This window comes from Ruegeria sp. BHSA123 (assembly GCF_059613425.1).
The window spans coordinates 53,472-67,749 of the sequence record NZ_JBXWSL010000015.1; the positions used below are offsets into that span (position 1 = coordinate 53,472).

Below are 14,278 nucleotides of genomic sequence, written 5' to 3' on the forward strand. Positions count from 1 at the left end.
AAAACTGCTTGGGACATATCTGATTGCCCCAAGCGCAACACTTGCTCAGTTGCCGCCAAACAGTTTGAGCAGCCCTTTCTTCGCCTCTTCTTCAAGCTTGTTCTTGAGCGCATCTTCGATCTGATCGCTGTCCGTGATGGTGGTGTCCAGCTCGTTTCCAACCTTCTCGAAAACTTTATGTTTCGCGTCGTTTTCCAGCTCTTTGACCTTCACATCTGCCGCCGCTTCGATGACCTTGGACAGGTCCGGCTTGATTGACGGGTTGCTCCACGAGCCAACGATGCGCACAGGCACCGAGATGCCCTGCCCCGAATTGGCACGCAAAGCTACAGGCGTGAACAGATAATCGATATTGCGCGCACCCAGCCCCACGACCCCCTGACCATCGGCACGGTAATTCTTGAGCGACATAAGCAGATCGTTATTCGTCAACACACCCTGATCAATGGTAAAGCTGGCCGACAGGCTGTTGAACACGGTTGTCCCGCCCGATCCGGTCCCCTGCCCCATAAGTCGATCCAGATCGAAACCGGATATTACCCCCGTCCCGACATCCAGATTTCCCTTACCGCTGAGAGACCGCATGATTTGATCCTCAGACTGACCGACACCCAGAAACTCAATGGTTCCTGCCGCGCTTCCCGACAGGCGTTCGACACCGGCCAACGTTGACAATGCCTGTTTCAGATCAATCTCACTTGCCGTCACCTTGCCGCCAACGGACAGGCCATTGCGATTGTTGGCAACCACCTGCCCGTTCAACTGACCCGAAAACAACGTCGCCGGATGCATCGCAAGAACCGCCCGCGCGTGATCCAGTGTCAGCGTCAGGTCACTTTTCCCAAACGTCATGCCGGGAACTGCGATTGAGTTGGCCGTCAGGCGAATATTGCCATTCGCCAAAGCCAACGCGGATGCGTCGATTGGGTCTTTTGACCAGCCCTCCTGAACTGGTGAGGCAGATTGAGACGCGCCACCCAGCCCAGCGCCGGTTTCAGATATCTTCGACAGGTCCAGATCGCCCGCATCCAGGCGTGCGACGATCTGAGGGGGATCGGAAATGGTGATATCCGCCTCTCCGACAAACCGGTTGCCATCCAACTGCGCTGTCATATTTCGCAGGGAAATCCGACCGTCCCGCGTATAGGTCATTTGCGCAGAGATATCGGCAACGTTACCCAATCCAGACGGCACAGTCACGCCCGCCTGACCGAAGGCCGCCAGCATCTTTTCTGTATCTTGGGTGATGATCTTTGTGGTTCCGTCCATCTCTCCGGCCAGATTGACGTGGCCGTCAAAGCCGATCTTGCCGCCCGGTGCAGTCAGGGCCAATTCAAGCGCGGTTACGGACCCTGCGGCAAAGGCTGGCAAGTCCGGAATCTTCAGATCGACCTGAGCAGCACCTCCGGGTACAGGCATTGATGCCTCCATTACCATCGGTGCAGTGACCTGAGGCCAACTGGCCGACAAGGTTACATCAGGAAAGTCCATCTGCGTGGCACCGTCTTCCACATAGATCAGTCGCGCATTATTAAGCTGCAACTCTTCCAAAGTTACGGCCGACGATGCGCTGGCCGGAACCGTCCCTGCAGACGGTGTGGCCGTCGCGGTGGTCACAGGCGCGCTCAGCTCCCAGTTTCCGCGCCCTTGCGAACGCTCCAGCCGCAGCACCGGGTTTTCCGCGAAAACGCGTTTGATCCGCAGATCCCCATTCAAAAGCGCAGCAGCATCCACGCCCACGGCAAGGCTATCAGCGCTCAGCATCGGCTCTGGCCCGGCCCAGCTGGCGTTCCCAAAACGCACGGGCCCGGTTTCCATCCCCAGCACCGGCCAGAACGACAGGCGCACGTCGCCGCTCAATCTCAGTTCGCGCCCGGTCTGGGCTTTGACCTGCTCAGCCAGAATCGCGCCAAGCTTGTCTCCGGGCATCAGCAAAAGCGCGCCAATTACCAGCGCAATCACTGCCACAACAATAAACAGGATGCGTATCAGCCATTTCATGATCTGCTCTCCGCCTTTTGGCTTGTCTTTGCCGCGATCATTCAAATCGCACGTCACATTTGCAAGAGGAAGCTTTCCCCACTATATGCCGCGCCATGACGACGAACCCGCCAAACCTCCGCCCCGACCTGGCTCCGGCCGCCCGGATCACCGAGACACCCCGTTCAAACCAGCCGACGATCGGCATGGTGTCGCTGGGCTGTCCAAAAGCTTTGGTCGACAGCGAACGCATTCTGACCCGGCTTCGTGCTGAAGGATACGGCATTTCGCCCGATTATGCCGGGGCCGATGCCGTCATTGTGAACACTTGCGGGTTCCTCGACAGCGCCAAGGCAGAATCGCTGGATGCGATCGGAGAGGCGCTGGTTGAAAACGGCAAGGTCATCGTCACCGGCTGTCTGGGCGCCGAACCGGATTACATCCGCGAGCACCACCCCCGCATCATGGCGGTCACCGGTCCGCATCAGTACGAACAGGTGCTGGATGCGGTTCACGCCGCCGTTCCCCCTGACCCTGACCCGTTCGTTGATCTGCTGCCCGCCAGCAGCGTTCGATTGACCCCCCGCCACTACAGTTATCTGAAAATCTCAGAGGGCTGTAACCACAAATGCAAGTTCTGCATCATCCCCGATATGCGAGGAAAACTGGCCAGCCGTCCGGCCCATGCGGTTCTGCGCGAGGCGGAAAAGCTGGTCGAAAACGGCGTGCGCGAACTGTTGGTGATCTCGCAGGATACTTCGGCCTATGGGCTGGACCGGAAATACGATGTGAACCCGTGGAAAGACCGCGAGGTCCGCAGCCACATCACCGATCTGGCCCGTGAACTGGGTCAGATGGATGCCTGGGTGCGGCTGCACTATGTCTATCCCTATCCACATGTGCGCGAGTTGATCCCCCTGATGGCGGATGCCGGGTCCAACATATTGCCGTATCTGGATATCCCGTTCCAGCACGCCCACCCGGATGTTCTGAAACGGATGGCCCGCCCCGCCGCAGCGGCCAAAACTCTGGACGAAATCCAAGCCTGGCGCGCAATCTGCCCCGATATCACCCTGCGTTCTACCTTTATCGTTGGCTATCCGGGTGAGTCCGAGGCCGAATTCCAAGCCCTGCTGGACTGGATGGACGAGGCGCAACTGGATCGTGTCGGCTGTTTTCAATACGAAAACGTGGACGGTGCGCGCTCAAACGACCTGCCCGATCACGTCCCGGCCGAAGTCAAGCAAGAGCGGTGGGATCGCTTCATGGAAAAGGCTCAGGCCATTTCAGAAGCCAAGTTGCAAGCTAAAGTCGGACAAACGCTTCAAGTAATCGTCGACGACGTGGATGACGAAGCCGCCACCTGCCGCACCAAATCGGACGCTCCCGAGATCGACGGCAACCTGTTCATTGACGAGGGCTTCGAAGGCTTCAAACCCGGCGATATCGTCACCGTCGAAGTGGACGAGGCGGGGGAATACGATCTGTGGGGGAAACCCGTTTAACGCCAGTAGCCTGCCCCATAGTGTTTTCGGGTCAATAGTTACGAAGTACAGTTCAGGTAGAAAAAACCGCCATGAATGGCGGCGAAAATTCCTGAAAATGGTGCAGGCGGTCCGTAGTCAAACCGCCTGCGAAAAGCTTACTGAGAAACCGGGTTGCAGACGGTTTGACCTGCTTCGGTTGTTGCCAGTTCATAGCCTGCCGAGCAGCTGGCCGAGCCATACTTGTCATAGTCGGGTTGTACGTAAACAGGGGTCGGTTCTTCCTGCTGCGCACAAGCGGTCAGGACCAGGGCAAATGCGCCAACGGCTGCAAGTTTCAGTTTCATGTCCGTCAATCCTCTATTACTTTTCTGATATTGCCCAGCTTTTCGGGCCGCTTCCAGAGTACGGGCTGAACGGCAATCTGGCAACTAAAACGGTCACTTCCTTGTGAGGAAGAGCGATTCCATGCCAGTTCGAAGCCCAAACGATGATCCTTGCGGCATTACAGCTACCTTTTTGTCTGCATCGTCCTAAACTGTGTGACGTTTCAGCCAAATACGGAGAAGCCACATGTCAGACACACCCGTTATTGCCCAGAAAACCCCTTTTCCAGTCGAAGTTGCCGAAGGAAAAACCTATTTCTGGTGCGCGTGTGGAAAGTCGAACCGGCAACCCTTTTGCGATGGCTCACATAAAGACAGCGGGTTCGAACCGGTGAAATATACGGCCGAGGCCAGCAAAAAGGTCTTTTTTTGCGGGTGCAAACACAGTGCAAACGCGCCGTTGTGCGATGGAACGCATAAAGACCTTTGATCAGCCCTTCAATCTGTTCAGCGTCTCTGAATTTGCACAGAAATCTGGGGCCGTGTCCGCTGGATTCTGCCGCTGAGCCAGCCAGTTGGTGCATTGCGCACCACAGCCCGAGGCGCGACAGCGCGTGACCAGTTCAGCGTATCCTTCGGGCGACAACCGCCCTTCGGCCATGGCTTCGCTCAGTGAAATTCCCATGCTGCGGGAAACAGAGCGCGTCATCCAAAAGTGCTTTTCGACCTCACCCAGAATATCCCGAGGCATCACGCGTTCTCCGCTTGCAAAGCTTTGATGGCCTTGAATCGACCGCGGTTCGGGCATGTGCACGGGGCATGATCAATCTGTTCACGCCGTCCCAGCCACTCCGGACAGGTTCTGGCCCAGGTACAGCCGCGACACTGTTGCACGATCTCGGCCCAATCCTCATGTTTCAGGTGACCATCCCGATAGGCTGCGGCCAAGTCGGTTCCTGTGACCTGACCCATCCGCAGTACCAGACGAAGATGGGCCATGATTTCACCGAGTCGTGGCATGGCGAACCTGACAGTTAAGGCATCAATTTGTGCAGTAACTCCTGGTTACGGCAGTATTCCGGTGTCCGCCCAGCGGTCGCCATTTTGTTGAGCAGATCCTGACAATGATCCGGGTTTGGACAATCGGTACATCGCAGAACTGCCTCGGAAATCTGGTCGAAAGACACCTTGCCACCAATGGCTGCTTCCTCAAGATCGATGTCCAGCATTCTGGCCATGTCGTCCACCAATCCGGCATGAAGCCTCAAGGACTCTCGGGTGGGCATGCTGTATCCTTTCCCTTTCGCGCTTTACGAAATCGTAGCGCATCCGGGGCGTCATACTTTGACACAGGTCAAAATTGGGCGCCGATGTGATCCAGATAGGCCCGGGTTGCATCCTGAACGCGGCGAAAGCGGTCCCCACCCAGCTTTTTGCCTCCGTACCAGCGGGTGACGATGATCACGTGATTGTCCAGCCCTGCACGCTCGATCATCCGCAGGATTACCATACCGGCCCCGCTTTCCCCATCATCGGCCTTCAGTGCACCGGTCGGCAAAGAGGCGGCCCAGGTGTTATGTGTGGCCTTGGCATAGGATTTATCGGACTTCAGTTGATCCAGAACCGCGTCAACTTCCGCGCGCGACGCCACAGGCGCGCCAGATACCGCATATTTCGACCCGCGATCCGTCAAAATTACGCCAAGGCGCACAAGATCGGTCATTGCGTCAGCCCCAGTTGCGTGGCGGTTTCAAGCACGATGTGCACGCGCTGCGCGTTTGGTGGGTGGGTGCCCAGAAACCTGTCGCCAGGATCCGGAATCCGGTCAAAGAACTTCGCCCCAACCAGCGGGTTGTAGCCCGCGTTATATGTAATGATCGTGCCCATCTGGTCAGCCTCAAGCTCAAAAGCCTTCACATAAGCCTGAACACCAACCTGCGCGCCCACTTTCTGAGCCTCTTCTATGTCGGCGGCGTCACCCCCGCGCAGCTTTTCCGCCTTTCCAAACTCAGTGGCGCTTGCGCTGGCATTTTCGCTTTGCCTTGCGATGTGCCCCAGAACGTGATGGGCCGCCTCATGTCCCATGACAAAAGCCAGTTCGTCTGCGTTTTGCGTAGAACGGATCATCGCAACGGTAAAAATGATGGTAGGTTGCCGCTGGTCGTCCAATGTCTGAAAGGCATTGGCGGATGCGCGCGGATTCAGGTCAACGAGAATCTGGAAATCGCATTTCTGAGGCCTTGGTTGCTTCAAACACTGGCTGCGGGCCTCAGCCACGATGTTCTGGCTGACTTCGCGAAAGGTCTGGGCAACATCCTCAGAACCCGGCCCTTCACCCAGCCAGTCCGCGGCAGGCTGCAAGCGCAATGCACCTTCCGCACAGGCCGCAAGCAGCAGGGGAAACACCAAAACAAAGCGTCTGCGCATGTTACATCCTTCGGCTCGGTCTGACTGCGATTTCAACATAGTACCTGCCGCTCAGAGTGACCACACAATGCTTTGAAACGAACGTCTTGCATTGCGCGTCGACGGCTTGCACTCTGTCCTTATGTTTTCGATTGAGCATGAATTCGACTCGACGGTCATAACGCTTGTGGACGAAGGTGAAAAACCCTTGCAGGAAGATGTTGTGATCAACAATTTCGCCGAATGCGTCACGCTGGAACAGTTTGATCCGCGAACCGACCAGGTGCAAAAGATCACCTTGTCGCCCGAACAGGTCCGCGACCTGGCCGCAGCGCTGGACCTGCCCGAGGGTGTTTACCAGATCCGTGAAACGGGACCTTAGGGCACATAGACAAACACCTTGTTGCGCGCGGTTTGCCCCTGCTTGAGTGTCAGTGTCGAAGGGGCAACGCGAAGGCACCTCGCAAGGATCGCCTGAACCGCATGGTTGGCTTTGCCACTGTCAGGCGGAGCCGTGACAAATACCCTGATCTGCCCGCCTTCCACGATCACCCGGTCGCGCGCGGCCTTAGGTGTTACTTTCAAGTGAAACACTGCCCCGGCGTGCGCCTGCGCGCTGAGATCCGGCAGATCTCGTAGTTTCGATTTCGCCATTGTCGCCCCTTCCCTCAATAGTCTTGCATGATGGGCGGTAGGATGAAATTGATCCACGCGATCCGTCGCCGCGCCCTTGAAACCCTCGGCATGCCGACCAAGATACAGAGACGTGATGTAAAGGAAGTTAACATATGTCCATGAAAAACCCCGCTGCTCTGGAGTTTTTGCAGTCGCGCCGGTCCCGACCCGCCAAGACACTGGTTGCCCCGGCTCCGACACGGGACGAATTGCGCCCCCTGCTGACCGCAGCCGCACGCAGCCCCGATCACGGAAAACTGGAACCCTGGCGATTTATCGTTCTGGAACAGGGGGCCATGGCACGGTTGGCAACCCTGACCGAGGCCTGCGGGCAACGGCTGAACAAAAGTCCAGAAGACATTGCAAAAGCGCGCAGCCAGTTCGACATGGGGCATCTGGCCGTAGCCGTAATCGAAGTACAAAAACCGTCCGAGAAAATACCCGCAATCGAACAAACCTATTCTGCGGGCGCGGTCTGTCTGGCCCTGCTGAATGCCGCGCTGGCCGCGGGTTGGGGTGCAAACTGGCTGACAGGTTGGCAAACCCACGACCACGACTTCTGTGTCGACGCCTTTGGCCTTGCCAAGAACGAGCGTGTCGCCGGACTGATACACATCGCCACCGAAGGAACTGCCCCACCCGAACGCCCGCGGCCCGATGTGGCAGCCATAACGGAATGGATCACAGAATGATCATCCTGAACGCCTTTTTCAGCGCACTAAGCCAGATCGGAGATCCCAAGTTCCGTGCCGTTCTGCTGCGCGGTGTAGGTTTGACCATCCTGTTGCTGGGTCTTGCATGTGTCGGTGCGATCAGGTTGATCAACTGGTTGTCGGGCAGTGAAATCTCGCTGCCATTGGTCGGAGCTGTCCCGTGGCTGAACGACGTTCTGAACTATTCAGGTATCGTTCTCGTCCTGGTCCTGCCTGTTTTCCTGATGGTACCGGTGGCGTCAGCCATCACATCGATCTTTCTGGACGAAGTGGCGCAGGCGGTCGAGGACAAGCATTTTCCAGCCTTGCCACCTGCACGACGCATCCCGGTGTCGGAGGCCCTGAAGGACGGCCTCAGCTTTCTTGGCGTGCTGATTGTAGCAAACCTGCTGGCGCTGATCCTCTATGCGATCTTCACCCCGTTTGCGCCCTTCATCTTCTGGGCCATGAACGGGTTCCTGTTGGGGCGGGAATACTTCACGCTGGCCGCCATACGCCGGATCGGGCGGGATGGCGCGCGCCAATTGCGGGCCCGACATTCGACCACGATCTGGGTCGCCGGAACCCTGATGGCCATTCCGCTGTCGATACCGCTGTTGAATCTGGTGATCCCGATCCTTGGCGCGGCGACATTCACCCATATTTATCATGCTGTGTCAGGCCAAAAGGTCTGACACAGATTACCTCGGCTCCAGTTGGTTCAACCAGTCGAGGTCCCGCACTGAAATCACACCGGAAATGATGATCCCGGCAATGATCGCCCACAAAACCACAGCAATGGCGGTGGTGATCCACATCTTGGCTTTCATGTGATGGACTTCCGGCGCACCCGCATGGGTGCCCGGAACGATATCGTTCAGGTCACCCTGAGTTTTGATGCGAATGGGCAGCACCACAAGCAACGTCATGAACCAGATGACGGCGAACAGCACCAATGCAGCAGTAATGGTCACTTCAGGTCCCCCGGGTTTTGCGGATCATACCTGTTCCAGCTCGACAAGGCAGCCGTTGAAGTCCTTGGGATGCAGGAACAACACTGGTTTGCCATGTGCGCCGATCTTGGGCTCACCCGACCCTAGAACACGGGCGCCGGTCGCTTTCAAATGATCACGGGCGGCGATGATGTCGTCGACCTCATAGCATACGTGATGAATACCGCCTGCCGGGTTCTTTTCCAGAAACCCGTTGATCGGGCTGTCGTCGCCCAGCGGGTACAAAAGTTCGATCTTGGTGTTGGGCAGTTCGATGAACACAACCGTGACGCCATGATCCGGCTCGTCCTGCGACGCGCCGACCTTGGCGCCCAGCGCATTGCGGTACTGCTCGGATGCCGCCTCAAGGTCGGGTACGGCGATGGCAACGTGGTTCAGACGTCCAATCATGTCACACTCCTGATGTCCTGCTTTGCGTGGGTTATGGGGGTTGCTCTGCAAAAGGACAAGTGCGCCAAATCGCGCGTTAACGTCGTGTTAGCCAGAAGTTCCTAGCGTGAAGCATCTGCTGGATAGGAGAGCTGCCATGGACGATTCGGGCCTCATTGCCACCACCGCCGCCACGCCCACCGCAACGCGGCCCTTGCTGGGACAGACAATTCTGGTTGTTGAAGACAGCCGATATGCCTGCGACGCGATCCGCCTGATGTGCCTGCACAGCGGCGCACGTATCCGACGCGCTGACTGCCTGAAATCGGCACGGCGACACCTGCAAATCTATCGCCCTTCGGTCATTCTGGTTGATATGGGCCTGCCCGACGGGTCCGGAGCCGACCTGATCGCCGAACTGGCCGAAGCTTCACCACGGATCAGCGTGATCATGGGCCTGTCGGGCGACGACGCCACCGAAAGTCTGGCGCACGCAGCCGGGGCGGACGGATTTCTTTCCAAGCCAATAAAATCATTGTCTTATTTTCAGAAGTCCATTCTGGAGCGCCTGCCCGAGGATCGACGCCCAAGCGGGCTCCACTCGGTTCGAGATGAAGTCATCCGCCCCGACCCGATGGCCTATCAGGACGATATGGCGCATATCGCCGATGTCCTTACCGGGCCCAACGATCATCGCACGTGGGATTACGCTGCCCAGTTCCTGCAAGGGGTCGCACGGGAAGCCGATGACAGACCGTTGGCAGAAGCCGCCCGAAAGCTGGCGCTGTCACGGGCGAACGGCGCACCGATCACCGCGCAGGCAGCGCAGGTCGCCGGCATGGTGCAGAACCGCCTGGAACAAAGAAAGGCGATTTGACGTGATTGCAGCCTACTTCATCACTGCAACGCTTCTGTGCATCTGGGCCTATCGCCAAACACGGCATGCTGCACGTTCAATTCGTGTCAACCGAGGTGATTTGAACAACCCGCTGGACTGACCCGCGAATACTCGCTGGCATCAAAATGAAACCGCCCGCTAAATGCGGGCGGCTCTCGTTCAGTCCTGCGGAATGAGGCGCAAACCCAGTTCCATCAGCTGATCTGACGTCGGGTCCGACGGCGCATGCATCATCAGGTCTTCGGCCCGCTGGTTCATCGGGAACATCATGACCTCGCGGATATTGGCCTCATCCGCCAACAGCATCACGATCCGGTCGATCCCTGCAGCGCAGCCACCGTGCGGCGGCGCACCGTAGTGGAAGGCGTTGAACAGGGCACCAAATCGGGATTTCACTTCATCCTCGCCATAGCCCGCCAGTTCAAAAGCTTTCAGCATGATTTCCGGCTTGTGGTTCCGGATCGCACCCGACACCAGTTCGTATCCGTTGCACGCCAGATCGTATTGATAGCCGCGCACATCCAGCGGATTGCCCTGCAGCGCTTCCATGCCGCCTTGCGGCATCGAAAACGGGTTGTGCTCAAAGTCGATAGCGCCGGTTTCTTCGTCTTGCTCGTAGATCGGGAAATCAACGATCCAGGCAAAGGCAAAGCGGTCCTTCTCGGTCAGGCCAAGCTCATCCCCGATCACTTCGCGCGCTTTGCCTGCAACCTTTTCAAAGGCTTTCGGCTTACCACCCAGGAAAAATGCAGCATCGCCGACCCCCAGACCCAATTGCTGACGGATTGCCTCGGTCCGTTCGGGGCCGATGTTCTTGGCCAGCGGACCTGCGGCTTCCATCCCTTCGCCCTGATCACGCCAGAAGATGTAGCCCATCCCCGGCAGACCCTCTTTCTGGGCAAAGGCATTCATTCGGTCACAAAACTTACGGCTGCCACCGGTTGGCGCGGGGATAGCGCGAATTTCGGTACCTTCCTGTTCGAGCAGTTTTGCGAAAATCGCAAAACCAGACCCGCGGAAGTGGTCAGAGACCACCTGCATTTTGATGGGATTCCGCAGGTCGGGCTTGTCCGTGCCGTACCACAGCGCCGAATCCTTGTAGGAAATTTGCGGCCAGTCCTGATCAACCTTGCGGCCACCGCCGAACTCTTCGAAGACGCCGGCCAGAACGGGCTGGATCGTGTCGAACACATCCTGCTGCTCGACAAAGGACATCTCGAGGTCGAGCTGGTAGAAATCGGTGGGCGAACGGTCGGCGCGCGGGTCTTCGTCGCGAAAGCAAGGCGCAATCTGGAAATATTTGTCGAAACCCGACACCATGATCAGCTGCTTGAACTGCTGCGGGGCCTGCGGCAAGGCGTAGAACTTGCCCGGATGCAGGCGCGACGGCACCAGAAAGTCACGCGCGCCTTCGGGCGAGGATGCGGTGATGATCGGCGTCTGATACTCGCGGAACCCCTGATCCCACATACGCTTGCGCATGGAGGCCACAACGTCCGAGCGCAGGGTCATGTTGCGCTGCATCGCCTCGCGCCGCAGGTCGAGGTAACGATAACGCAGGCGCGTTTCCTCGGGGTATTCCTGATCGCCGAACACCATCAGCGGCAGTTCCTCTGCAGCCCCCAGAACTTCCAGTTCGCGCACGTAAACCTCGATCTCGCCGGTGGGCAGTTTCGGGTTCACCAGTTCGGCGGCACGCGCCTTGACGGTTCCGTCGATGCGGATGCACCATTCGGAACGCACCTTTTCCAGCGCAGCAAAAGCGGCGCTGTCGCCATCGCACAAAACCTGTGTCACACCAAAATGATCGCGCAGGTCGATGAACAGGACGCCCCCGTGATCTCGGACCCGATGCACCCAACCGGACAGGCGAACGGTTTCACCGACATTGGCGGCGGTCAGTGCGGCGCAGGTGTGGCTGCGATAGGCGTGCATGGATCATATCCCTTCGGGCGCAGAATTCGTCGCGCCGATACACCCTGTCAGGCCCGGAAAGTCAAGGCGGGTCGCCCTGTCAAAACGGCCTTTGCACGTTGCCTGAGTAGAAATAGACACCCAGCCCGACCGCAAAGATGATATTACCCACAATCACGTGCAACAGCACCGCATAGAAGAACGAGCCGCGCTGCCTGTAGGCCCATGTAAACAGCAGCCCGCCCGCAAATGTCATGAGGGCGACAATCCAGCTCCAATGCATCAGATGCGCGAACGAGAAGATTGCAGCATTCAGCACATAAGCCGCGCGCCCCTCTGGCAAGATCGCGTGATAACACTGGAAGTATAGTGGGCGGAACAGCACAACTTCGCGAAGCGACCAGTTGGCCCAATCATAGCGCAGCTCGGCCCATTGAATGCCCGGTGTCCAATGCAGCAGCAATATCCCATCCCGGTCAGGGCAAACAGTGCCGGAAACATCCTGTTCGTAGGAAACAAAACCGCGATGATCAGCGGCGGGACAATATTAAACAGGCCGAACTCAACCCTTAACCGCGGCAATGCAACCGGAGACCCGACCATCGCACCTTCTTTGATCACGTGTATATCAGCTCCACCCGGATCAGCCCGCGCAGTGAATTGCCCATGTAGGCAGTTTGCGCATTTTTCAGGTCGCTCAAGGTCAGCACGGCCTCGGACACCGTTTCTTTATCCAGCAACTCTTCGCGCAATATGCCAGGCAACAGACCGCTGGACAGCGCAGGCGTCAGAATACGGCCATCCCGCTTTTCGACGAAAAGGTTGCTGATGGTGCCCTCACACAGTTCATCAAGCTCATTCAGGAATAACACTTCGTCTATGCCATCCGTCAGCGCGGCGCGGGCATCGTCATATAGGGCGCGGCGGCTTGTCTTGTGACGCAGCCAAAGATCATTGGAAGCCAGCCGCTGATCAGACAGGGCTATGCGCCAGACCGGAGGGTTGCTGGCCAGAACCCCGGTCGTCAATTCGAATGCACCCGATGCATCCAACGTCAAACGACAACGCAAGGGGGTGTCGCCCAACGCGCCATCCAGCGCGGCGGTCGCTGCATCCGGGTTGAAGGGAAGGCCAAAGGCCGCAGCGGTTCGGGCCATGCGCGCAAGGTGACGGTCTTTTCGGACAAAGCCCTGATCTGGCCGAAACGCCAGCGTTTCGATCAGGCGGAAATCAGGCTCAGCTGGCGGGCGAAGCGGGCTTTCCATAGCGCCTCCTCATATTCTGCCGGGGCGGTACTGTCCCAGACAAGGCCCCCGCCCACGTTCAGGGTGGCCTGATCGCCTTCTAGCATCAGCGTACGAATGGCCACGTTGAACTCGGACCGGCCATCAGGCGCGGCCCAGCCGATGGTGCCACAATAGATGTCGCGCGGCCAGGGTTCCAGCCCGGCCAGAATTTCCATGGCGCGAATTTTGGGCGCGCCAGTGATCGAGCCGCAGGGAAACAACGCCATCAATATATCGCTGAGCCCTGCGCATTTGAGCAACTGGGCACGGACAAGTGAAACCATCTGATGCACGGTCGCATAGGTTTCCACCTTGAACAGTTCAGGTACATGAACGGAACCGGGCAGCGCGACACGGCTGATATCGTTGCGCAGCAGATCGACGATCATCAGGTTTTCCGCCCGGTTCTTTTCGTCCGTGGTCAGAAACGACCGGCGCCGCATATCCTCATCCGGGTCTTCGCTGCGCGGCTGGGTACCCTTCATCGGTCGTGTTTCGATCTTTCCATCCGTGTCCGTGCGGAAGAACAACTCCGGCGAGCGGCTGAGCAAATCGGGCAACCCGACCTGCTGCACCAGCGCGCCATGCCCAACGGGCTGCCCCGCTGCCAGTGCCGCATAAAGGGCTTCACTGCTGCCCGAGACGGTCAGATCAATCGGAAAGGTCAGGTTCGCCTGATAGATATCACCAGCACCGATGGCATCATGCACCACTTGAAAGGCTTCGCCATAACGCGCCTCATCCCAGCGCGGCTGAAACACGCGCACCTCGCCCGCAGGCGTCGGTAAAGCAACCCGATCCGGTGCGCCGTAAACCCCAAAGCACAGCAGGGGCAACCGACGCGCATCCGGCAAAAGATCGATCAGCCGGGGTTCAAGCACATATCCCAGTTCATAACTGGCATAGCCAGCCAGCCATGCCCCGTCCGCGCGCGCCTCATCCAGCGCCGCCAGAGCCTGGGGCACGTCCTCCGCAGTATCTGCGCGGATAATCCGAGACGGGCGCTGAAACCGGGTTCCGCGACCGGCTGGTCCCTGATCAAAACGAATACGCAACTGCATCCTCTTTTGCCGTGAAGGGCGATATAGAGAATACTCTGGCAGGGGAAAGGGGGGAAAGCGGCAATTTCGCTTCTGTTTCCGATACCCCTTGAACCTTTCTGCGTGGTCCCTATAACCCACGACAATTTGGGCGCTTGGGCGGTGCCCGCGACTCGTGCAAAATCGAAGGGGCCA

At 58.1% G+C, this 14,278-nt stretch carries 20 protein-coding genes; 6 read left to right on the forward strand and 14 right to left on the reverse strand.

Annotated features, from left to right (window positions below):
- Window positions 1–45: 45 nt before the first annotated feature.
- Window positions 46–2,001 carry an AsmA family protein gene (locus AC2FNC_RS10460; protein WP_496715282.1) on the reverse strand — a complete coding sequence of 652 codons (1,956 nt, stop codon included), beginning with the start codon at window positions 1,999–2,001 and terminating at the stop codon, window positions 46–48.
- Window positions 2,002–2,096: 95 nt separating this feature from the next.
- Between AC2FNC_RS10460 and rimO the strand changes: the two genes are divergently transcribed.
- On the forward strand, window positions 2,097–3,485 hold the full coding sequence (rimO, locus tag AC2FNC_RS10465; RefSeq protein ID WP_480553950.1) for a 30S ribosomal protein S12 methylthiotransferase RimO: 1,389 nt from the start codon (window positions 2,097–2,099) through the stop codon (window positions 3,483–3,485).
- Between the two features lie 137 nt (window positions 3,486–3,622).
- Here the strand turns inward: rimO and AC2FNC_RS10470 are convergent, their stop codons facing one another.
- Complete coding sequence (locus AC2FNC_RS10470) at window positions 3,623–3,811, reverse strand: hypothetical protein (RefSeq protein ID WP_209504738.1); 189 nt, start codon at window positions 3,809–3,811, stop codon at window positions 3,623–3,625.
- A gap of 226 nt (window positions 3,812–4,037) precedes the next feature.
- Between AC2FNC_RS10470 and AC2FNC_RS10475 the strand changes: the two genes are divergently transcribed.
- A complete protein-coding gene (locus AC2FNC_RS10475) occupies window positions 4,038–4,280 on the forward strand; it encodes a CDGSH iron-sulfur domain-containing protein (RefSeq protein WP_480475549.1) in 243 nt (80 codons plus the stop codon).
- Here AC2FNC_RS10475 and AC2FNC_RS10480 read toward each other — a convergent pair whose 3' ends face one another.
- The 5 genes from AC2FNC_RS10480 to AC2FNC_RS10500 all read right to left on the reverse strand — a co-directional run bounded on the left by AC2FNC_RS10480 (window position 4,281) and on the right by AC2FNC_RS10500 (window position 6,217).
- Entirely contained in the window at window positions 4,281–4,541 is a 261-nt protein-coding gene (locus AC2FNC_RS10480) for a DUF6455 family protein (RefSeq protein ID WP_480553949.1), read from the reverse strand.
- Window positions 4,541–4,810 carry a DUF6455 family protein gene (locus tag AC2FNC_RS10485; RefSeq protein ID WP_480553948.1) on the reverse strand — a complete coding sequence of 90 codons (270 nt, stop codon included), beginning with the start codon at window positions 4,808–4,810 and terminating at the stop codon, window positions 4,541–4,543. The genes AC2FNC_RS10480 and AC2FNC_RS10485 overlap by 1 nt, the downstream gene beginning before the upstream one ends.
- A 14-nt stretch (window positions 4,811–4,824) precedes the next feature.
- Entirely contained in the window at window positions 4,825–5,076 is a 252-nt protein-coding gene (locus AC2FNC_RS10490) for a DUF6455 family protein (RefSeq protein ID WP_480475543.1), read from the reverse strand.
- Window positions 5,077–5,144: 68 nt separating this feature from the next.
- A complete protein-coding gene (locus AC2FNC_RS10495; RefSeq protein ID WP_480475541.1) occupies window positions 5,145–5,513 on the reverse strand; it encodes a YigZ family protein in 369 nt (122 codons plus the stop codon).
- The gene (locus AC2FNC_RS10500; RefSeq protein WP_480625211.1) at window positions 5,510–6,217 is read right to left on the reverse strand and encodes a M48 family metalloprotease; all 708 of its coding nucleotides are present in this window, start codon (window positions 6,215–6,217) and stop codon (window positions 5,510–5,512) included. The genes AC2FNC_RS10495 and AC2FNC_RS10500 overlap by 4 nt, the downstream gene beginning before the upstream one ends.
- A gap of 121 nt (window positions 6,218–6,338) precedes the next feature.
- Here AC2FNC_RS10500 and AC2FNC_RS10505 point away from each other — a divergent pair, with 121 nt between their 5' ends.
- Complete coding sequence (locus AC2FNC_RS10505; protein WP_267364243.1) at window positions 6,339–6,578, forward strand: DUF8831 family protein; 240 nt, start codon at window positions 6,339–6,341, stop codon at window positions 6,576–6,578.
- Here AC2FNC_RS10505 and AC2FNC_RS10510 read toward each other — a convergent pair.
- Window positions 6,575–6,850, reverse strand: coding sequence for a DUF167 domain-containing protein (locus AC2FNC_RS10510; RefSeq protein ID WP_480622133.1), 276 nt, complete (start codon window positions 6,848–6,850; stop codon window positions 6,575–6,577). The genes AC2FNC_RS10505 and AC2FNC_RS10510 overlap by 4 nt on opposite strands.
- A 134-nt stretch (window positions 6,851–6,984) precedes the next feature.
- Here AC2FNC_RS10510 and AC2FNC_RS10515 point away from each other — a divergent pair, with 134 nt between their 5' ends.
- Together AC2FNC_RS10515 and AC2FNC_RS10520 are read left to right on the forward strand one after the other, a co-directional pair.
- Window positions 6,985–7,563, forward strand: coding sequence for a nitroreductase family protein (locus AC2FNC_RS10515; RefSeq protein ID WP_480622132.1), 579 nt, complete (start codon window positions 6,985–6,987; stop codon window positions 7,561–7,563).
- Entirely contained in the window at window positions 7,560–8,258 is a 699-nt protein-coding gene (locus tag AC2FNC_RS10520) for an EI24 domain-containing protein (RefSeq protein ID WP_496715286.1), read from the forward strand. Before AC2FNC_RS10515 ends, AC2FNC_RS10520 begins: the two co-directional genes overlap by 4 nt.
- Window positions 8,259–8,264: 6 nt before the next feature.
- On the opposite strand, the gene AC2FNC_RS10525 is transcribed toward AC2FNC_RS10520, so the two are convergent.
- Together AC2FNC_RS10525 and mce are read right to left on the reverse strand one after the other, a co-directional pair.
- Window positions 8,265–8,537, reverse strand: a complete 273-nt coding sequence (locus tag AC2FNC_RS10525; RefSeq protein WP_480519116.1) for a DUF1467 family protein — start codon at window positions 8,535–8,537, stop codon at window positions 8,265–8,267.
- A gap of 24 nt (window positions 8,538–8,561) precedes the next feature.
- Entirely contained in the window at window positions 8,562–8,966 is a 405-nt protein-coding gene (gene mce / locus AC2FNC_RS10530) for a methylmalonyl-CoA epimerase (protein WP_496715287.1), read from the reverse strand.
- Window positions 8,967–9,102: 136 nt separating this feature from the next.
- On the opposite strand from mce, the gene AC2FNC_RS10535 reads away from it, so the two are divergent.
- Complete coding sequence (locus AC2FNC_RS10535) at window positions 9,103–9,822, forward strand: response regulator (protein WP_480557782.1); 720 nt, start codon at window positions 9,103–9,105, stop codon at window positions 9,820–9,822.
- A 180-nt stretch (window positions 9,823–10,002) separates the two neighbouring features.
- Here the strand turns inward: AC2FNC_RS10535 and aspS are convergent, their stop codons facing one another.
- From aspS to AC2FNC_RS10555, 4 genes are all read right to left on the reverse strand, one after another.
- Complete coding sequence (gene aspS / locus AC2FNC_RS10540) at window positions 10,003–11,778, reverse strand: aspartate--tRNA ligase (RefSeq protein WP_496715288.1); 1,776 nt, start codon at window positions 11,776–11,778, stop codon at window positions 10,003–10,005.
- A gap of 79 nt (window positions 11,779–11,857) precedes the next feature.
- The gene (locus tag AC2FNC_RS10545) at window positions 11,858–12,220 is read right to left on the reverse strand and encodes a CPBP family intramembrane glutamic endopeptidase (protein ID WP_496715290.1); all 363 of its coding nucleotides are present in this window, start codon (window positions 12,218–12,220) and stop codon (window positions 11,858–11,860) included.
- 154 nt (window positions 12,221–12,374) lie between these two features.
- Window positions 12,375–13,022: an aminotransferase class IV family protein gene (locus tag AC2FNC_RS10550; RefSeq protein WP_480622128.1), complete on the reverse strand. Its 648-nt coding sequence runs from the start codon at window positions 13,020–13,022 to the stop codon at window positions 12,375–12,377.
- Window positions 12,977–14,104, reverse strand: a complete 1,128-nt coding sequence (locus AC2FNC_RS10555) for an aminodeoxychorismate synthase component I (RefSeq protein WP_480625205.1) — start codon at window positions 14,102–14,104, stop codon at window positions 12,977–12,979. Before AC2FNC_RS10555 ends, AC2FNC_RS10550 begins: the two co-directional genes overlap by 46 nt.
- Window positions 14,105–14,278: the final 174 nt, after the last annotated feature.